This is a genomic window from Reyranella sp., from assembly GCF_965279465.1.
Classification (GTDB): Bacteria; Pseudomonadota; Alphaproteobacteria; order Reyranellales; family Reyranellaceae; genus Reyranella.
The window spans coordinates 4,548,516-4,566,640 of sequence record NZ_OZ257242.1 but is presented as its reverse complement, the minus strand read 5'-3'; the positions used below and the strand labels follow the sequence as shown (position 1 = coordinate 4,566,640).

Here is an 18,125-nt window from a genome sequence, read left to right as displayed (position 1 = left end):
AGCCGAACCCATCGAGAGGACGAAGACCATGCCCAGACTGACGCTCGCCCAGGCCAACAAGATCGTCGAAACGGCGCTCGCCAAGGCGCGCGAGATGAAGACCAAGCCATTGACCGTCGCAGTGCTCGACGATGCCGGCCACGTGAAAGCGCTGCAGCGCGAGGACGGCGCCAACATGTTCCGCAACGACATCGCGATCGGCAAGGCGTGGGCCGCCCTCGGCATGGGCGCCTCGAGCCGCACCCTCCTGCAGCGCGCCAAGGACAATCCGCAGTTCTACGGCGCGCTCGCCGCCGTCGGTCAGGGCAAGTTCGTTCCGCAGACCGGCGCCGTGGTGATCAAGGACAAGGAGGGCAACGTGCTCGGCTCGGCCGGCGGCTCGGGCGGCACCGGCGACGAGGACGAGGCGGTGTGCATCGCGGGCGTCGAGGCGGCCGGCCTGTCCTGGGGGTAGGGTCTGGCCGTGTCATCCCGAGCGTAGCGAGGGATCATGGGCGACACATAGATCCCTCGCTACGCTCGGGATGACACATCTATCGAGGGTCGAAAGCGCCTCCGCCCGGGCGGGTTGCGCCCGGGCGCGGGGGGGCCTAATGCTCCCCGGCCATTCTGGAAGGACCCATGTTCGAGCCCGCCGAGCGACTGAAGAACGTCAAAGTTTCCGCCTCCGCCGCCATGACCCGCAAGGTCCGCGAACTGCGCGCGCAGGGTGTCAAGATCGTCGGCCTGTCGTCGGGCGAGCCCGACTTCAAGTCGCCGCCGAACGCCATCGAGGCGGCGCACCAGGCGGCGCTGGCCGGCGACACGAAATATCCGCCGCAGGACGGCCAGCTCGCGCTCAAGAAGGCGGTGCAGAAGAAATTCAAGCGCGACAACAATCTCGACTACGCGCTCGACGAGATCATGATCAGCAACGGCAGCAAGCAGATCATGTTCGGCGCCACCATGGCGAGCGTGAACCCGGGCGACGAGGTGATCATCCCCGCCCCCGGCTGGATCAGCTACGCCGACCAGGTGAAGCTGTGCGGCGGCATCCCGGTGTCGGTGTCGTGCCCCGAGAACAACCAGTTCCGCCTGCGCGCCGCCGATCTCGACGCGGCGATCACGCCCAGCACCAAGTGGGTCGTGCTGAACTTCCCCAACAACCCGACCGGCGCCGTCTGCACGCGCGAGGAAATGAAGGAGCTCGCCGACGTGCTGATGCAGCACCCGCATGTGCTGGTGATGGCCGACGAGATCTACGAGCATCTCGTCTATGACGGCGTGAAGATGCATTCGATCGCCGAGGTCGAGCCGAAGCTCAAGGACCGCACGCTGACCGTGAACGGCGCCTCCAAGGCCTATGCCATGACCGGCTGGCGGGTGGGCTATGCCGGCGGCCCGAAGGCGATGATCGCGGCGATGATGAACATGCAGGGCCAGGCGACCGCCGGCGTCTCGACGATCGGCCAGGCGGCCGTGCTCGCCGCGCTCGAAGGCCCGCAGGACCTGATCCAGAGCCATCGCGACGACTACGAGAACCGGCGGAACCTGGTGGTCGGCTGGCTGCGCGAGGCCAAGGGCATCACCTGCCACAAGCCCGAGGGCGCGTTCTACGTGTTCCCCAACATCGCGGGCTGCATCGGCAAGACGACGCCCGGGGGCAAGAAGCTCGAGACCGACACCGACTTCGTGACGGCGCTGCTCGAGGAACGCCATGTCGCCACGGTGCAGGGCACGGCCTACGGGATGAGCCCCTACTTCCGCATCTCCTACGCGACCGATATCGAGAGCCTCCGCGAAGGCTGCAAGCGCATCCAGGAATTCTGCGCGGATTTGCGCTGAGCTGGGAGCGCGGCTCTCCAGAGCCGCTCTTCTTCGGACTGCCACTTCCCATGAGCGGCTCTGGAGAGCCGCGCTCCCAGCGGAAGAGCTACTCCTCCGGCTCGGTCGAGAACTCCAGCGGATAGCCTTTCTGCCGGCCGAGATCGGTGGCTTCCTTGGCCTTGCTCTCGGCCACGTCGCGCGTGAAGGTCGCGACGACGCAGGCGCCCTTCTGGTGCGCCGTCATCATGATGCGATAGGCCTGATCCTCGGTGGTCCGGAAGACGGCCTTCAGCACCTGCACCACGAACTCGCGCGGCGTGTAGTCGTCGTTCAGCAGCACGACCTTGTAGAGGCGCGGCTGCTCGATCTTGGGCTTGAGGATCGTCTCCGGTTTCAGGACGTCGATGTCATCGTCGCTCATCGGCCGGCTCCTATGCGGGAGGGAGGCTAAATCCTAACCAAGTCGTCCAGCTGACGGTAGTCCGGCAGGGTCGTGTCTATGGCCTTTCCGTGACGGATCACCACCCGGTCGGCCTGGAAGCGCGCGAGCAGCTCGTGCCAGTCGCGCGCCCGGGTCACGATCAGGTCGGCGCCCCTGCCCGCCCCGATCACGCCGAACTGCGGCAGCTGCATGATCGCCGCCGGCACCGAGGTCACCGCGGTGATCCAGTCGTCGTGCGGATGGTCGAGGTGGGCGATCTTCACCGCCTGTGTGAAATTCTCCAGCATGTCGTGGTCGCCGTAGCCGTAGAACGGGTCGCGGACGTTGTCGCCGCCGATCGCGACATTCAGGCCGTGCGCCTTGAGCTCGTGCAACAGGGTGACGCCGCGCCAGTGCGGCGTCTTGCGAGCCGCATTGCCGCCCAACGTGGGGCGCGCCTGGAGATAGAGATTCACCGCCGGCAGGCTGACGAAATCGATGCCCGCATCCTTGCAGGCGTCCATCGTCTCCTGGATGAACTCATCGGTCTGCAGCGCCAGCGAGCAGGTGTGGCCCGCGAGGATGCGGCCCTTGAAGCCGCGCTTCACCGCCATGCGCGCGATCCGGATCAGGGTGCGCGCCTCGACATCGCTCGATTCGTCGACATGCATGTCGAGGTCGAGGCCGCGCTCCTCGGCGAGCGTGAATATCCGGTCCATCGCCACGTCGAACTCGGGCGGCACCAGAGACGACACCGGCGCCACGAAGCGCGTACCACTGCCCAGGTTGCCGCCGATGTCGGCCACCATGTCGGCGAGCTGCCGGCCCTGCTCGGTGAGGAAGATGTCGATCGGGCAGATCGTCGAGGGCTGAAGCTCGACCTTGCCGGCCCATTCGTCGCGCAGCTTCTTGAACACCGGAAAGGTGGTCGCGGGCTGCGGCGCCAGGGAATCCAGATGCGTGCGGATCGCCACCACGCCCTTGGCATAGGCGGTCTGCAGCCCGAATTCGAGACGGCGGCGGACATCCTCGGCATGCCAGCGGCTCGCGCGGTCCGGACCGGTGACGGCTGCCGCGCCCAGCAGGTCGCCCGTCTGGTTGCGGGCGCGCGGCACGATGTGGCCCTTGTCGAGATGGGCGTGCGCATCGAGCATGCCAGGCAGGACCAGCGAGCGATCGAGGTCGGGGCCAAGCTCGGCGGCAACGCTGCCGGCGGCCGCCACCTCGGCGACCTTGCCGTCCTCGATCACGAGATCGCAGAAGACGAGTTCGTCCTGATCGGCCGGCCCCGGCGGAGGATCGCTCAGCAGGCTCGCCGGCACATGGACGCGGCGCAGCGCATAACGGCCGGCGGCAGGCGGATCGAAGAAGCCGGTCACCGGCATGTCAGTTCTCCCGCCGGATCGCACTCTCGTGCCAGCGGCGCAGGCAAAGATGCGAGATCAGGCTCAATACCAGGAACAGCACGATACCCGACAGCGAGATCAGCAGCAGCGCCGCGAACATGCGCGGGATGCGGAGCTGATAGCCCGATTCGAGGATGCGATAGGCGAGCCCCGACTGCGTGCCGCCGGTGCCGGCCACGAATTCCGCGACCACCGCGCCGATCAGCGACAGGCCGCCCGAGATGCGCAGGCCGGCGAGGAAATACGGCATCGCCGACGGCAGCTTGAGATGCAGCAGGGTCTGCCACCATTTCGCGCGGTAGAGCTGGAACAGGTTGACGAGATTGTGGTCGGCCGAGTTCAGCCCGACCGTGGTGTTGGACAGGATGGGGAAGAAGGCCACGATCCAGGCGCAGATCAGCAGCGACAGCTTGACGTCGTTGACCCAGATGATGATCAGCGGCGCGATCGCCACGATCGGAGTCACCTGCAGGATCACGGCATAGGGAAAGAACGAACGCTCGACCCACTTCGACGCCGCGAACAGCACCGACAGGAGCACGCCCACCACGACCGCCGCCGCAAGCGCCGCCAGGCTGATCGACATGGTGACCCACCACGACTCCATCAGCGTGCCCCAGTCGGTGATCAGGGTCTGGAAGATCAGGATCGGGCCGGGCAACAGGTAGGGTGGGATCTTCCAGGCGCGCACCAGACCTTCCCACGCGCCGAGCGCCAGCAGGCCGAGCACCAGCGGCGCCACGAAGCGCGACCAGTCGATGGCTCGGCGTTCCTCCATCGTATCGATGCTGGCGTCAGCCATGGGCCATCGCCTTTTCGAGCGCCGCCGAAGTGCGCCGGCAATGCTCGTTGTAGGCCGGCGAGGTGCGATAACCGGCGTCGCGCGGATACGGCGCGTCGACGGCAATATCCTCGATCACCCGGCCCGGCCGCGCGGCCATCACCGCGATGCGGCTCGACAGGAACGCGCTCTCGAACACCGAGTGGGTAACGAAGACGACGGTGAAGCTCTCGCGCTGCCACAGCTCGAGCAGGTCGTTGTTGAGCTTGAAGCGCGTGATCTCGTCGAGTGCCGCGAAGGGCTCGTCCATCAGCAGCACCTTCGGCCGTGTCACCAGCGCGCGCGCGATCGACACCCGCATCTTCATGCCGCCGGACAGCTCGCGTGGATAGGATTTCTCGAACCCGGCCAACCCGACCTGGGCGAGCGCCGCCGTCGCCCGCTGCGTCCGCTCCTCGCGCGCGACGCCGGCAAGCTTCAGCGGCAGCACGACGTTGGCCAGAGCCGTGGCCCACGGCATCAGCGTCGGTTCCTGGAAGACGAAAGACAGGGCGGGATCGTGGGTCTGCCACGTGATCGAGCCGGAGCTCGGCTCGCCCAGGCCGGCGATCAGTCGCAGCAAGGTGCTCTTGCCGCAGCCCGACGGTCCGAGAAGCGAGAGGAACTCCTGCTCGTGGATATCGAGATCGACGTCGCGCAGCGCGACGGTGCCGTTCGAAAACCGCTTGCCGATCGCCCGGCAAGCCACGACGGGCGGAGACATCGGGGGGGCGCCACTACGCTGCAGAGAAGACGTCCCGAGCATGTATCAGGTCATGCCGACTTTCTTGTTCACGAACTGCGTCGTGAACACCTTGTCGATCGCGAGGCCGGCCGGCAGGGCGCCCGCATCGGCCATGTCCTTGTAGAAGCCGTGCCAGCGTTCCGTCGTCATCGCGCCGAAACCGAGCCTGGGCGCGTCGCCGCCACCGACCACGCCGTTCTTCTTCAGCGACTCGATCGCGAAAGCGATCTTGTCGTCGGTCATGTCGGGGTTGTCCTTCTTGATCAGCGCATTGCCGGGCGCCGGATCGGCGCCGAGATAGCTGACCCAGCCCTTGATGGTGGCATCGACAAAGCGCTGCACCACGTCGGCCTTGTCCGCGATCATCCTGGGCGAGGTCATGACGGTCGCCTGGTAGTTGGCGAAGCCGTGGTCGGCCAGCAGATGGACCACCGGATCGACGCCCGCCTGGCGCACGGCATAGGGCTCGCTGGTCAGCAGGCCCTGCATGGAGATCGTCTTGTCGGCGAGGAAGGGCGCCATGTTGAAGGTGTAGGGCCTCACCTGGTCGTCGGTGTAGCCGTACTTCGCCTTGAGCCAGAGCCAATAGCCCTGACGTCCTGCCGTCGCCACAAGGATCGGCTTGCCTTTGAGGGCCGGCAGCGTGTCGTTGCCCACGCCGGGATGCGACAGCAGCACCCGCGGGTCCTTCTGGAAGAACGAGGCGATCGCCACGCCCGGCAGGTTCTCGCGCGCGAAGTTCAACGTGCCGAGCATGTTGCTCTCGATGAACTCGACCCGGTTCGCGAGCAGCAGGGCGTTGGCATCGAGCTGCGGGCCGCCCGGCTTGATCTCGACCTCGAGCCCCGCCTGCTTGTAGAGGCCGGTCGCCATCGCCTGGTAGTAGCCGCCCTGCTCGGCCTGCGCGCGCCAGCTCGTCTGCAGCGCGACCTTGTCCGCTCCCTGCGCGTGGCCGATCCGGGGCGCGGCCAGCAGCGCGGCGGTACCGGTTGCGGCAAGGCCGAGCGTCCGGCGGCGGGACAGGCGAACGTTCATTGTCTTCTCCTCAGGGTCAGGCAGCTTTGGTCTGACCATACTTCCATCCTTCGCTCGGCAGGGCAGCTCCGGCGCTGCCGGACTTTTCGCCACCACCGAGACTGAGCTTGCCGGGGTTCATCAGATCGTAGGGATCCATGCGCCGCTTGAAGGCGATGTCCGCCTCGCCCACGCTCTTCATGCCGCCTTCCTTGACCAGGAAGGTATGGGCGTTCGCGATCATCGCGCCGTCCTCGGCCATTCCGCGCATGACCTCGGCGAGCTGCTCGTCCGACTCGTAACGGAAATAGGGCGAGCCCTGGAAGCTCAGCCGGTGGTCGATGCGCTTGACCTCGAAATGCATGCCCGGCAGGTGCGCGAAACGGCGATGGCTCTTGGCGATGTCGCCGACCGGATCGTTCGAGGCGAACAGGCCGATCACGGCGACGATCGACGGGTCCTCCTTGTTCACGTGCAGCCGCGTGTGGCCCCACGAGAATTCGTAGAGGGGCCGGCCGAACGGCCCCTCGCTGTCCTTGCCGCTATAGGTGATCGTGCCGCCGTGCTCCACCACCAGCGCTTCGAAGCTCTCGAAGAACGGTTCGGCGATCAGGCACATCACCATGCTCTTGCCGTCGCGAACGAACGGGGTGAGCGGCTTCAGCATACCGGGAATCGGCCAGCCGGCGATCGAGATCAGCTTCTTCACGATACCGTCGGACGTGGCGAGCGCGTGGGCAAAGCTCACCGCGCCCATGAATGCGTCGAACAGCACGATCGCTTCGGTCCAGGGCCAGGCCGGTGCCAACGGCATCTCCAGCTCGGTGATGATGCCGTTGCTGCCGTAGGCGTGATGCACGAGGTTCACGTCGTCGCCGCGCAGCTCGACGATCCTCGGATCCTCCTCGACGCTCACGACTTCCATCCCGAGGATGTTGCCGCGGTCGCGCAGGATGCCGTAGACGCAGCTGCCGACGCCGGCATGGCCGCCGCCGACGAAGCCGCCCAGGGTCGAGGCCTTCTTGGTCGAGGGATGGATGCGCAGCTCCCAGCCCTGCTCGCGGGTGCGGGCGTCGATGTCGATCAGCCGGGCGCCGCATTCCGCGCGCACCTTGGCGTCACGCACCCAGGCGATATGGCTCAGCGCGGTCGTGTCGACGATGGCGCCGCCCTGCAGGGGAATCCCCTGGCCGAAATTGGCGGTGCCGCCGCCGCGGGCGATCAGCGGCATGCGGTTGCGCGCGGCGGCCGAGGCAATGCGCAGCACGTCCTGCTTATTGCGCGGCGTGACGATGGCGTCGGCGAACTTGTCGGCCATTTCGCGCTTCATGACGGGGCTGAAGGCCGCCGTCATGTCGCGGCTCTTGCGCTTCACCAGCGCCGGCTCGGTGATCGCGGGAATATCGCCCAGCGCCTCGATGAAACCCGCCAGATTGGCCATCAGTACGGCTCCTTCAGGAACCGGTCGACCAACCGGTCGGCGCGGCTGCGATCGGTGAACTGCAAATGCCGGGCCATGTTGCGGCCCGAAGAGGCCAGGTAGAACCGCTCATACTGCTCGTTGCGGCTGGCCAGCGCGCTGCCCGCAAAATCCCACGCCAGCCGGAAGGTCCGGATGCGCTCCTCCGCGGCCATGCCCTTGGCCCCGGGCAGGTAACGGTCGATCAGCGGCCGCAGGTCCGAATCGGCCATCTGCGCCGCCGTCGGCGTGGCAAACATGTTGTGCGAGCCGATCAGGCGCAGGATCTCGTTCACCCGCGGGAACCAGATCGGCAGGATGCCGCGCAGCACGTGCAGCGGCGAGGCCGCGCAGGTCCACATCCCGCCCGGCCACTCGCGCGCCTCGGCCTCGGCGGTCGCCACGGCGGCGCGCGTCAGCTCGGCATAGCTCCAGATCTCGCCGATCATGCGCATCGTCTCGGGGTCGGCGGCATTGATCGCCGCCGCCATGCGCAGCGCCACGCCCCAGGCGAAGTCGAGCTTCACCGAGGCGCGGATCATGGTCTGCTGCTGGATGTTCGGCGGCCAGCTCGTCGTCATAACCGTGTTGTAGGTCTTCAGATTGCAGTCGATGAACAGCCGGTCGCGCGGCACCTCGACGTCGTCGAAGATCACGAAGGCGTCCTGCTCGTCGAAGCGGCTCGACAGCGGATGGTCGAAGCGGCTGCCGGCGCTCGAGACGCTGTCGCGGCACAGGAACTTCAGCCCCGGTGCGCCCATCGGAATGCAGAAGGACAGCGCATAGGCATCGGCGCCCTGCGGCAGCGGTGCCGCCGGATAGACCGCCAGCTCGTCGGCGAAGGGCGCCAGCGTCGCCAGCACGCGCGCGCCGCGCACCACGATGCCGTGCTCGGTCTCGCCGACCTTGCGCAGGGCATGCTCGTTGCCGGCCACCGGCGCGTCACCGGTCGCCTTGTCGACGGTCGGCTGCACGATGGTGTGGGTCAGGGAGATGTCGTTGCGGCGGAGGAATTTCTGGTAGGCGACCAGCCGTTCGGCGCCGGCCTCGTTGCCGTGCGAGCCCCATTCGTCGGGGCGGCCGGCAAAGCCCGCGTAGGTCACGTTCATATAGTCGGGCGTGCGACCCATCAGCCCGACAGAATATTCCGCCACCGTGCGCAGCGCCCGACCCCGCTTCGCCAGGTCCTCGCGCGAGCGCGGGATCATGTGGCTGACGGGGATCGGCTCGCCCGTTTCCGGGTCGGGCATGAGGCAGGTCGCGGCCTCGACATGCTGCAGGTCGTAGATCTCGGCCAGGGCGTGCGCCGCGCCGCAGAGCTTGGGATGGCTGACGACGTCGCTCACCCGCTCGCCGTCGACCCAGACGGCACGCGGGCCCTTCAGCCCTTTGAGGAACTGTTCGCCCGTGCGCGCCGGCATGCCATCCCACCCTTCATTGTCATCGGCTACAGCGTGGACACATCGTCTCGTCAAATTCCTCCCTGCGCGCAGCGCGGGGAGGTGGCGCCGTCTTACGGCGACGGAGGGGTCATGGGCCGCACCGATGTTGTGGCCTATGACCCCTCCGTCGCGGATTACCGCGCCACCTCCCCGGCTTCGCCAGGGAGGAGAATTCAAGATGTGTTCAGACCGCAGATTGTCATCGGGAGATAAGATGGCAGGCGACCTGGCTGCCGTCAGCCAAAACACGCAGGGCAGGCATCTCACGTGAGCAGCGCTCGATCGCCACCGGACACCGGGTATGGAAAGGACAGCCCGCGGGCGGATTCATCGGGCTGGGCAAGTCGCCGCTCAGAACGACCTTGGCGGGGCGTTCCTCGTCGGGATCGAGCCGCGGCACCGCGCTGATCAGCGCCCGCGTATAAGGATGCAGCGGCTGCTCCCACACCGCGTCGCGCGTGCCGATCTCCACGATGTGGCCGAGATACATCACCATGATCCGGTCGGCGAGATGAGCGACGACCGAAAGATCGTGGGAGATGAACAGGAGCGAAAGCTTGAACTCCTCCTGGATCTCGACCAGCAGATTGAGCACCTGGGCCTGCACCGACAGGTCGAGCGCCGAGACCGGCTCGTCGCAGATCAGCAGGTCCGGATTCAGAGCGAGCGCCCGGGCAATGCCGATGCGCTGGCGCTGGCCACCGGAGAATTCGTGCGGAAAACGCTCGGCATGCTCGGGCCGCAGCCCGACCCGCTGCATCAGCCAGACCACCCGATCCTTGCGCTCGGCGACCGTGCCGACCTTGTGCGCGTCCATCGGCTCCTGGATCAGCCGGCCGACGGTGATCCTCGGATTGAGCGATGCATAGGGGTCCTGGAAGATCATCTGCATGCGGCGCCGATGGGGACGCAACGCGCTGCGGGTCAGCCGCCCGATCTCCTCGCCCGCGAGCAGGATCGAGCCGCTGTCGGGATCGATCAGCCGCAGGATCGTCTTGCCGAGCGTGGACTTGCCGCAGCCCGACTCGCCGACCAGCCCCACGGTCTCGGCGCGCGCGATATCGAAGCTCACGCCGTTCACCGCGCGCACCGTGCCGCCGGAGACGCGGAACGACTTCGCCAGCTCGCGGATCGAGAGCAGCGGCTCAGCCGGGGAAGTGGCAGGCGACATCGCCTCCTCCCACGATTAGGGTCGGCACCGTCGACCGGCAGACCGCCTGTGCCTTCGGGCAGCGTGGCGCGAAGGCACAGCCGGGCGGCATCTCGTAGAGCGATGGCACGAGGCCGGTGATCTCCGCCAGCTTGCGGCGCGGCCCGCCGGCCTTGCGGGCATGCGGCGTCGCCTGCAGCAGGCCCTGCGTGTAGGGATGCCGCGGCCGGCGCAGCACGTCTCGCACTGTGCCGTTCTCGACGATGCGGCCGGCATACATGACGGCCACGCGGCTGGCGGTCTCGGCCACCACGGCGAGGTCGTGCGTGATCAGGATCATGCCCATCGCCAGCTCGTCCTGCAGGCGGCGCAGCAGTGTCAGGATTTGCGCCTGCACGGTGACGTCGAGCGCCGTCGTCGGCTCGTCGGCGATCAGCAGCTTGGGCTTGCAGGAGATCGCCATGGCGATCATGGCGCGCTGGCGCATGCCGCCGGACAGCCGGTGCGGATAGTCGTCGAGCCGGCGGCCGGCATCGGGAATGCCGACCTGGTCGAGCAGCTCGACCGTCAGGCGGCGCGCCTCGGCCTTGCCGACATCGCGATGGGTCTGGATCGCCTCGACGATCTGGTTGCCGATGGTGAAGACTGGATTGAGCGAGGTCATCGGCTCCTGGAAGATCATCGCGACCTCGTTGCCGCGCACCTGCCGCATCGCCGCCTCCGGCAGCTTCAGCAAGTCGCGGCCATCGAGCCGGATCTCCCCGCCGACGATATGGCCATAGGGCTTCGGCACGATGCGCAGCAGCGACAGGCCGGTCATCGACTTGCCGCAGCCCGACTCGCCGACCAGCGCCAGGGTCTCGCCGCGGCCAACCTGCAGGCTGATGCCGTCGACCGCCTGCGCGGTGCCCGCCTCGGAGCGGAACACGGTGCGCAGGTCGCACACCTCGAGGATGGCGCTCATCGCCGGCCCCGCAGGCGCGGATTGAGCGCATCGTTCAGGCCGTCGCCGATCAGGTTGAGCGACAGCACCGTGAGCAGGATGGCGACGCCCGGGATGGCCGTCAGGTACCACGCCTGGCGCAGCACTGCGCGGCCCGCGCCGATGATCGTGCCCCAGCTCATGACGTTGGGATCGCCGAGGCCGAGAAAAGCCAGGCCCGACTCGGCCAGGATCGCCAGCGCGACCGTCACCGAGGCGGTGACGATCACCGGCGCAAGCGCATTGGGCAACGCCTGGAAGAAGATGATCCGGAGATCGCTCATGCCGATGGCGATGCAGCCCTGGATGAAGTCGCGGCCGCGCAGCGCGATGAACTCGCCGCGCACCAGCCGCGCGAGCTGCGGCCATGACACGACCGCGATCGCCAGGACGATGATCGGGACCGTGGGGGTGAATACCGCGACGACGACGAAGATGAAGATGAAGGACGGGATGGTCTGGAAGATCTCCGTCAGCCGCATCAGCACGTCGTCGACCTTGCCGCCGTAGAAGCCGGCGAAGGCGCCGACCACGATGCCGACGACCACGGCCACGGTCGTGGCCACGATGCCGATCAGCAGCGACACGCGTGCGCCGTGGAAGATGCAGGCCGCCACGTCCCGGCCCAGCCGATCGGTGCCGAGCGGAAACTTCCAGCTCTGGAACGGCCAGATGAAGGGCTTGCCGGCCATGTCCCAAGGATCGCCGGGATAGAGCAGCGGTGCGGAGACAGCCATCACGACGACGACCAGCAGGATCGCAAGACCGATCACCGCGGCGACGTTGCGGCGGTACTGCCGCCAGAAGGCCATGAGCCTTCTCACTGGTATTCGATCCGCGGGTCGAGCACGGCGTAGAGCATGTCGACCACGAGATTGGCCAGCACGACGACGATCGAGCAGAGCAGCAGGATGCCGAGCAGCGTGTTGAAGTCGCGCTGGAACACCGCGTCGTAGGCCAGCCGCCCGAGCCCGGGCCAGCCGAACACCGTCTCGACCAGAACCGAGCCGCCGAGCAGCGAGCCGACCTGCAGGCCCGCGACCGTCACGACCGGCAGCAGCGCGTTGCGCAGCACATGCTTGAAGGCGATCTTGCCGTCGGCCAGGCCCTTGGCCTGGGCGGTGCGCACATAGTCGAGGCCGTAGACTTCGAGCATCGAGGCACGCATCAGCCGCGTGTAGATCGCCATGTAGAACAGCGCCAGGGTCACCGCGGGCAGCAGCATGTGCCGTCCGATGTCGACGACGCGGTCGAGGCCCTTGTATCCAGCACCGACCGATTCCATGCCCGTGGTCGGCAGCCAGCCGAGGGTCACGCCAAACAGCAGGATAAACATCAGGCCGATCCAGAAGGTCGGCGTCGCATAGGACAGCAGCGCGAAGATCGAGATCACGGTGTCGGTCGCCGTGCGCACCCGCCATGCCGCCAGCACGCCCAGCCCCACCCCCAGCAGGATCGACAGCGAGAGCGCGGTCAGCATCAGCCAAAGGGTCGCCGGCAGGCGCTCCAGGATAAGCCCGAGAACTGCCCTGTTGTGGCGATAGGAATAGCCGAGATCGAGCTGCACGACGTGCCAGAGATAGTTGCCGAGCTGCACCGGCAACGGCTTGTCGAGCCCGTACTGCTGGCGCAGCTGGGCGACGTATTCGGCGTTCGAGGCTCCCGCCTCGCCCGCCATCACGTCGACAGCGTCGCCCGGCGCGAGATGGAGCAGCGCGAAGTTGAAGACGACGATCCCGAGGATGACCGGAATCATCTGCAGGAGGCGCCGCCGGACGATACGAATGACGCGATACATGGGCTAGGCCAACTTGATGGGTCGAGCTCGCCTGAGATTCCCTCCCCCGCTCCGCGGGGGAGGTGTCAGCGTCTTACGCTGACGGAGGGGGCGTCGCGCAAGATGGTGCGTCGCCCCCCCTCCGACGCCGTAAGACGGCGCCACCTCCCCCGCAAGCGGGGGAGGAAAGCGACAACTCATCTTACTTTACCTACTTCGCGAGATAGACCTTGGCGAAGTTCGCGTAGGTGCCTTCGGCGCCGGTCGTGTGCTCCATGACGCGCTTGTTATGGAGCGTCACGTACTTGATGTAGAACAGGTCGGTCAACGGCACGTCGCGGGCCGCGATCTTCTGCATCTCGACGAACATCGCCTTGCGCTTGGCCGGATCGTTCTCGGTCTGCGCGCCCTCGAGGGCCTTGTCCATGTCGGGGTTCGAGTAGCCGGAGACGTTTGCGAAGGGCACGCCCTTCTTGATGTTCTGGCTCCAGTAGAGCCGCTGCACGCCGATCGTCGGATCCGGCATGGCATAGATGACGTTCATCGTCATGTCGAAGTCGTAGTCGCTGTAGACGCGCTTGATGAAGCCGCCGAGGTCGATGTTGCGCAGCTCGACGTCGATGCCGACCTTGCCGAGCGCCTGCTTGATGTACTCGCCCGACGGCGCCATCGTGTCGGAGACGGCCACGACCTCGAGCCGAAGCTTGAAGCGCTTGCCGCCGGCGCCGACCTTGTAGCCGGCCTTGTCGAGCAGCTCGGCGGCTTTCTTCGGATCGTAGGACACCGAGTCGGGCACGTCCTTCGTATAGTATTCGACGTTGGTCGGCGGGATCGGTCCGGTCAGCGCGGTGCCGTAGCCTTCCCAGACATTGTCGATCAGGAACTTGCGGTCGATCGCGTGGCTGATCGCCTGCCGCACCTCGACCTTCGCCAGATATTCGTTGCGATTGTTCAGCTCGAGCAGGAAGAGCGGCGCGAGATATTCGTAGCCCTTGGTCTCGGCGGCGAGCTTCGGCAGCGAGGCGAGCCGCTTGATGTCGGAGATCGAGACCGCGCTGAACGCCGTGAAATCCGCCTCCCCGGTTTCGAGCGCCGCCGCGCGTGCCGCCGCATCGGGGATGATCTTCCAGACGATCTTGTCGAGATAGGGCTTGGGCTGGTCCCAGTAGTTGGGATTGCGCTCCATCAGGATGTATTCGCCCTTTTTCCACTCCTTGAACACGAACGGCCCGGTGCCGATCGGTGCGTTCATGCCGGGATGCTTGGCGAGGTCCGTGCCGTCGTCGAAGATGTGCTTGGGGATGACCTGGGATTCGTAGCTCGACAGCGACTTCATCAGGATCGGCGTCGGCTTGGAGAGCTTCAGGATGACCGTTGTATCGTCCGGCGTCTCGACCGACGTCACGTTCTGATACGTGGTGCGGCCGCGCGGATGCATCTTGCTCCACACCTTCTCGAGCGAATATTTCACGTCCGCAGAGGTGAAGGGCTTGCCGTCGTGCCACTTCACATTGGGCCGCAGCTTGAAGGTATAGGTGAGCCCGTCCGGCGCGATCTCCCACGACGTCGCCAGCAACGGCTCCGGCTTCATCTCGTAGGTATAGGTCACGAGACCGTCGAAGACCTTTGTCGAGATCAGGCCGACATAGGTCGACGAATTGAACGCCGACACCGCCATCGGCGGCTCGGGAAACAGGGCGACATTCAGCACCCCGCCCTTCACCGGCTCCGCGCGCGCCGTCATCGAGCCGAAAGTCGTCAAAGCGAGGCCGGCCATCGTGGCCCGCCGAGTCAGATGTGTGTTCATGTCATTCCCTGCCGCAATATGCGTACCATAAAACTGGCGCCGATCAGGCGCCAGCCATGAGGTAATCGAATGCGGCGAGCGCATGTGTACGCAACACGTGATGGAACTCGTCGATGCTCACGGCCTCGTCGATGCCGCCCATGCCGGCCGGCGAGCAACCGTAGACATACGCGGGCACGCCCTTCATTCGCCAGAAACGGGTGTCGGTGCCGCCAAGGCTGACGATCGGCTTGGGCTCGTAACCCAGTGCAGATGCGGCATTTCTCGTGAGGTGCCCGACCATCTCGTGCGTCGGATCGCACCAGTTCGCCTCGGGATTCCCCTTGAGCAGTTCCTCGAAGCTGATGGCGGGATAGCGCGCGACGATCGCGGCAATCGCATCGAGCACGGTCTTCCGCGTGATGCCGACCGGCAAGCGAAAATCGACATCGAGCACGCACTCGGCGGGCAGCATGTTCACTTTCACGCCACCCTGCATGACACCGATATTCACCGACACGCGTCGCACGACGTCGGCCGCGCCGGCACCGAGCGATTTGTCCGCAGCCGTTCGTACATCGGCCCGGGTGAGCGTCCGGCGAACGACTTCGGGATCGTCGGGCTCGATCTTCTCGATCGCCTCGAGCTCCTTGATCAGCGACGCGGCGATCTTGTTCGCGCTTGGGCTGGTATGCGGATAGGCGCTGTGCCCGCCCGGCACATTGATGCGAAAGCGCACCCAGAGCATCGACTTCTCGCCGAACCGCACGGTCTGCAGGCCACTTGGTTCGGTGTTCAGCACGCAGTCGCCCAGCACCTCGTCGGCGCAGTTGTTGACCAGCCAGTCGGCGCCCCACTTGCCGCCGGTCTCCTCGTCGGAGACGACCGTGAGTGTCACCTTGCCGGGCAGCTCATCCTTCAGGCGATGCAGGTAGGCATGGACGAACAGCAACGCCGTCGTCCCACACTTCATGTCGACCGTGCCGCGGCCATAGACGCGGCCGTCGACGATCTCGCCGGACAAGGGATCGCCCTTCCACACCGTGCGATCGCCGATCGGAAAGACATCGAGATGGCCGTTCAACACCAAATGTCGCCCGGGCTTCGCACCGGTGAATCTGCTGATCAGGTTGGGCATCGAGGCTTGCGGCGCCTCCGTGCGATGCCTGAGACCCTCGCCATCCAGGAAGCGACGAAAGAAGTCGGCCGCCTCGGTCGTGTCGCCGGGAGGATTGCAGGTGTCGATGCGCGTGAAGGCGCGCAGGAACTCGACCTGCCGGTCGCGCTCCGTATCGAGCCAGCCCAGGAGTTTTTCGCGTGCGCTCATGCTCTGGCAAACTCCGGGACGGCGGCCTTGTGCACGACGACACCGTTCTTCACCACGCCGAGGCACCCTGCCCCGCCGATCGCGTAGGCGATGCCGCGCGGGTCGTCGGTGTCCCAGACCGCAAGATCGGCGGCACGGCCGACGGCGATCAGCCCCGCCTTGTCGGCGAGGCCGAGGGCTTTCGCGCTGTTCACGGTGAAGCCGCGCAGCGCTTCCTCGGGCGTCAGCCGGAACAGATAACAGGCAAGGTGCATCTGCGACGCCGGCGCCACGGTGGGCGAGCTCACCGGATTGGAGTTGGTGGCCAGCGCCATCGGCACGCCCATCTCGCGGAACATCTCCACCGGCGGCTTGCGCGTTTCATGCAAGGTCAGATGCGCGCCGGGCAGCAGCGTCGCCACCGTCCCCGCCTCGGCCATCGCGCGCACGGTGGCGAGCGAGGCGAATTCGAGATGGTCGGCCGACAGGCCGCGATGCGCGGCAACCATCGCCCCGGCGCCGAAGTCGGTGTACTGGTCCGAATGCGCCTTCACGCCCAGCCCGTAGGACTGGGCCTTGCTGAACAGGCGGCCCATCTGCTCGTGGCTGAAGCCGACCTTGTCGCAGAAGCCGTCGACCTGATCGACCAGGTCCTGCTTCACCGCCTCGGGCAGCACCTCGCTGCACATGAAGTCGACATAGTCGTCGCGGCGGCCGGCAAATTCCGGCGCCAGGCCATGCGCGCCGAGGAAGGTCGACACGACAGTGATCGGCAGGTCCTTACCGAGCGCGCGCGAGACGCGCATCAGGCGCAGCTCGACCTCCTTGTCGAGGCCCGCACCCGACTTGCTCTCGACCGTGGTGACGCCGTTGGCGAGCAGGCGGCTCATGCGCGCGCGGCTCGCGGCATAGAGCGCATCCTCCGACATCGCCCGCGTGCGCTTCACCATGGCGCCGACGCCGCCGCCGTTCGGCTCGAGATCCCAGCGCTGACCGCCCTGCGACAGCACCTCGAAGTCGACCAGCCCCTCCTCGCCATAGACGATGTGGGTATGCGGATCGACGAGTCCTGGGGTGACGACCTTTCCGCCGAGGTCCCAGACCTTGGCGGCTTCCGAAGCGGGCACTTCCGCGTCCGGCCCGATCCAGGCGACCTTGCCGCCCGCGATGCCGACCGCCCCCTTCGACATCAATCCAAAGGGCGAGCCGTCCTGCATGGTCGCGACGGCGGCGTTGCGCAGCAGCAGATCGAACATGGCGGCTCAGCCCACCGGCATGGTGTCGGCGAGCGGCGGCAGCTTCACGACCTTGGCGTACCAGGCCTCGAGCTTGGGATGGCCCGGTCGCCACGGCTCGTTGGCGTAGCGGAAATCGAGATAGCCCAGCGCGCACCCGATCGTGATCTCGCCGATGGTGGTCAGCATGCCGAGCGAGTCGGCCTGCTTCTCGAACACCGCCAGCGCCTCCTTCACCTTGCCCTGCTGCAGCTCGATGTAGCTCTTGCGCCCCTCGTCCTGCGGCAGCGCGATCTCCCGGCGGCGCGGCTGGGTGGCGTCGAGGATGCCGTCGCCGAGCGCCTCCTGCACCAGCGCCTTCCAGCGTGCCGGACCGGTTGGCGGAAACAGCTTGGGCGCGTCGCCGATGCTGTCGAGATATTCGCAGATCACCGGGCTGTCGTAGATCGACATGCCCTCGTCGGTGATCAGGGTCGGCACCTTGGACAGCGGGTTGAGCGCCAGAAGCGCCGGATCGGTCGTGCCGATCTTCATCCGCTCGATCTTGCTGTCGAGGCCGCGCGCGATGGCGCAGGCGGTGACCTTGCGGACGTAGGGGCTGGCGGGCGAGTAGGCGAGCTTCATTGATCTCCTCCGATTGAGGGCCGCATATTGCTCACTGTTCCCGACCGTTTTCACCGTCTTTGTGCGAGAACGTCAGCGGCGGGTCACTGAAAATGGCGCGAAACGACAGATTCCGAGCATCCCGCGGCGATCCACAGCCTTCTTCACTATCC

At 66.5% G+C, this 18,125-nt stretch carries 17 protein-coding genes; 2 read left to right on the top strand and 15 right to left on the bottom strand.

Features of this window, described 5'->3' with window-relative positions:
• Nucleotides 1–28 precede the first annotated feature (28 nt).
• Nucleotides 29–454 carry a GlcG/HbpS family heme-binding protein gene (locus ACQY8M_RS22175; RefSeq protein WP_428659770.1) on the top strand — a complete coding sequence of 142 codons (426 nt, stop codon included), beginning with the start codon at nt 29–31 and terminating at the stop codon, nt 452–454.
• Between the two features lie 167 nt (nt 455–621).
• Nucleotides 622–1,824: a pyridoxal phosphate-dependent aminotransferase gene (locus tag ACQY8M_RS22170; protein WP_428659767.1), complete on the top strand. Its 1,203-nt coding sequence runs from the start codon at nt 622–624 to the stop codon at nt 1,822–1,824.
• An 88-nt stretch (nt 1,825–1,912) separates the two neighbouring features.
• On the opposite strand, the gene clpS is transcribed toward ACQY8M_RS22170, so the two are convergent.
• The 15 genes from clpS to ACQY8M_RS22095 form a co-directional block, all read right to left on the bottom strand.
• Nucleotides 1,913–2,227 carry an ATP-dependent Clp protease adapter ClpS gene (gene clpS, locus ACQY8M_RS22165; protein WP_428659764.1) on the bottom strand — a complete coding sequence of 105 codons (315 nt, stop codon included), beginning with the start codon at nt 2,225–2,227 and terminating at the stop codon, nt 1,913–1,915.
• A 26-nt stretch (nt 2,228–2,253) separates the two neighbouring features.
• The gene (locus ACQY8M_RS22160; protein WP_428659761.1) at nt 2,254–3,612 is read right to left on the bottom strand and encodes a cytosine deaminase; all 1,359 of its coding nucleotides are present in this window, start codon (nt 3,610–3,612) and stop codon (nt 2,254–2,256) included.
• A gap of 1 nt (nt 3,613) precedes the next feature.
• Nucleotides 3,614–4,435: an ABC transporter permease gene (locus ACQY8M_RS22155; RefSeq protein ID WP_428659758.1), complete on the bottom strand. Its 822-nt coding sequence runs from the start codon at nt 4,433–4,435 to the stop codon at nt 3,614–3,616.
• On the bottom strand, nt 4,428–5,177 hold the full coding sequence (locus tag ACQY8M_RS22150) for an ABC transporter ATP-binding protein (RefSeq protein ID WP_428659755.1): 750 nt from the start codon (nt 5,175–5,177) through the stop codon (nt 4,428–4,430). The genes ACQY8M_RS22155 and ACQY8M_RS22150 overlap by 8 nt, the downstream gene beginning before the upstream one ends.
• A 45-nt stretch (nt 5,178–5,222) precedes the next feature.
• Nucleotides 5,223–6,233 carry an ABC transporter substrate-binding protein gene (locus ACQY8M_RS22145; RefSeq protein ID WP_428659752.1) on the bottom strand — a complete coding sequence of 337 codons (1,011 nt, stop codon included), beginning with the start codon at nt 6,231–6,233 and terminating at the stop codon, nt 5,223–5,225.
• A 16-nt stretch (nt 6,234–6,249) separates the two neighbouring features.
• Complete coding sequence (locus ACQY8M_RS22140; RefSeq protein ID WP_428659749.1) at nt 6,250–7,653, bottom strand: FAD-binding oxidoreductase; 1,404 nt, start codon at nt 7,651–7,653, stop codon at nt 6,250–6,252.
• Nucleotides 7,653–9,092 carry a 4-hydroxyphenylacetate 3-hydroxylase family protein gene (locus ACQY8M_RS22135; protein ID WP_428659746.1) on the bottom strand — a complete coding sequence of 480 codons (1,440 nt, stop codon included), beginning with the start codon at nt 9,090–9,092 and terminating at the stop codon, nt 7,653–7,655. The genes ACQY8M_RS22140 and ACQY8M_RS22135 overlap by 1 nt, the downstream gene beginning before the upstream one ends.
• A gap of 220 nt (nt 9,093–9,312) precedes the next feature.
• Entirely contained in the window at nt 9,313–10,284 is a 972-nt protein-coding gene (locus tag ACQY8M_RS22130; protein ID WP_428659743.1) for an ABC transporter ATP-binding protein, read from the bottom strand.
• Nucleotides 10,259–11,227: an ABC transporter ATP-binding protein gene (locus ACQY8M_RS22125; RefSeq protein WP_428659740.1), complete on the bottom strand. Its 969-nt coding sequence runs from the start codon at nt 11,225–11,227 to the stop codon at nt 10,259–10,261. The genes ACQY8M_RS22130 and ACQY8M_RS22125 overlap by 26 nt, the downstream gene beginning before the upstream one ends.
• Complete coding sequence (locus ACQY8M_RS22120; RefSeq protein WP_428659737.1) at nt 11,224–12,057, bottom strand: ABC transporter permease; 834 nt, start codon at nt 12,055–12,057, stop codon at nt 11,224–11,226. Before ACQY8M_RS22120 ends, ACQY8M_RS22125 begins: the two co-directional genes overlap by 4 nt.
• A gap of 8 nt (nt 12,058–12,065) precedes the next feature.
• On the bottom strand, nt 12,066–13,043 hold the full coding sequence (locus tag ACQY8M_RS22115; RefSeq protein ID WP_428659734.1) for an ABC transporter permease: 978 nt from the start codon (nt 13,041–13,043) through the stop codon (nt 12,066–12,068).
• 190 nt (nt 13,044–13,233) lie between these two features.
• Nucleotides 13,234–14,829, bottom strand: coding sequence for an ABC transporter substrate-binding protein (locus ACQY8M_RS22110; RefSeq protein ID WP_428659731.1), 1,596 nt, complete (start codon nt 14,827–14,829; stop codon nt 13,234–13,236).
• Nucleotides 14,830–14,872: 43 nt separating this feature from the next.
• On the bottom strand, nt 14,873–16,135 hold the full coding sequence (locus tag ACQY8M_RS22105; protein ID WP_428659728.1) for a M20/M25/M40 family metallo-hydrolase: 1,263 nt from the start codon (nt 16,133–16,135) through the stop codon (nt 14,873–14,875).
• The gene (gene hutI / locus ACQY8M_RS22100; RefSeq protein WP_428659725.1) at nt 16,132–17,370 is read right to left on the bottom strand and encodes an imidazolonepropionase; all 1,239 of its coding nucleotides are present in this window, start codon (nt 17,368–17,370) and stop codon (nt 16,132–16,134) included. The genes ACQY8M_RS22105 and hutI overlap by 4 nt, the downstream gene beginning before the upstream one ends.
• A gap of 6 nt (nt 17,371–17,376) precedes the next feature.
• Nucleotides 17,377–17,973 (bottom strand): glutathione S-transferase family protein, encoded by a 597-nt coding sequence (locus ACQY8M_RS22095; protein ID WP_428659722.1) that lies wholly within the window; start codon nt 17,971–17,973, stop codon nt 17,377–17,379.
• Nucleotides 17,974–18,125 lie beyond the last annotated feature (152 nt).

Excerpts from the sequence above, each read along its gene's own strand:
- ACQY8M_RS22175 (WP_428659770.1), top strand. The coding sequence starts at position 29 with ATGCCCAGACTGACGCTCGCCCAGGCCAACAAGATCGTCGAAACGGCG.
- ACQY8M_RS22170 (WP_428659767.1), top strand. The coding sequence starts at position 622 with ATGTTCGAGCCCGCCGAGCGACTGAAGAACGTCAAAGTTTCCGCCTCC.
- clpS (WP_428659764.1), bottom strand. The coding sequence starts at position 2,227 with ATGAGCGACGATGACATCGACGTCCTGAAACCGGAGACGATCCTCAAG.
- ACQY8M_RS22160 (WP_428659761.1), bottom strand. The coding sequence starts at position 3,612 with ATGCCGGTGACCGGCTTCTTCGATCCGCCTGCCGCCGGCCGTTATGCG.
- ACQY8M_RS22155 (WP_428659758.1), bottom strand. The coding sequence starts at position 4,435 with ATGGCTGACGCCAGCATCGATACGATGGAGGAACGCCGAGCCATCGAC.
- ACQY8M_RS22150 (WP_428659755.1), bottom strand. The coding sequence starts at position 5,177 with ATGTCTCCGCCCGTCGTGGCTTGCCGGGCGATCGGCAAGCGGTTTTCG.
- ACQY8M_RS22145 (WP_428659752.1), bottom strand. The coding sequence starts at position 6,233 with ATGAACGTTCGCCTGTCCCGCCGCCGGACGCTCGGCCTTGCCGCAACC.
- ACQY8M_RS22140 (WP_428659749.1), bottom strand. The coding sequence starts at position 7,653 with ATGGCCAATCTGGCGGGTTTCATCGAGGCGCTGGGCGATATTCCCGCG.
- ACQY8M_RS22135 (WP_428659746.1), bottom strand. The coding sequence starts at position 9,092 with ATGCCGGCGCGCACGGGCGAACAGTTCCTCAAAGGGCTGAAGGGCCCG.
- ACQY8M_RS22130 (WP_428659743.1), bottom strand. The coding sequence starts at position 10,284 with ATGTCGCCTGCCACTTCCCCGGCTGAGCCGCTGCTCTCGATCCGCGAG.
- ACQY8M_RS22125 (WP_428659740.1), bottom strand. The coding sequence starts at position 11,227 with ATGAGCGCCATCCTCGAGGTGTGCGACCTGCGCACCGTGTTCCGCTCC.
- ACQY8M_RS22120 (WP_428659737.1), bottom strand. The coding sequence starts at position 12,057 with ATGGCCTTCTGGCGGCAGTACCGCCGCAACGTCGCCGCGGTGATCGGT.
- ACQY8M_RS22115 (WP_428659734.1), bottom strand. The coding sequence starts at position 13,043 with ATGTATCGCGTCATTCGTATCGTCCGGCGGCGCCTCCTGCAGATGATT.
- ACQY8M_RS22110 (WP_428659731.1), bottom strand. The coding sequence starts at position 14,829 with ATGAACACACATCTGACTCGGCGGGCCACGATGGCCGGCCTCGCTTTG.
- ACQY8M_RS22105 (WP_428659728.1), bottom strand. The coding sequence starts at position 16,135 with ATGAGCGCACGCGAAAAACTCCTGGGCTGGCTCGATACGGAGCGCGAC.
- hutI (WP_428659725.1), bottom strand. The coding sequence starts at position 17,370 with ATGTTCGATCTGCTGCTGCGCAACGCCGCCGTCGCGACCATGCAGGAC.
- ACQY8M_RS22095 (WP_428659722.1), bottom strand. The coding sequence starts at position 17,973 with ATGAAGCTCGCCTACTCGCCCGCCAGCCCCTACGTCCGCAAGGTCACC.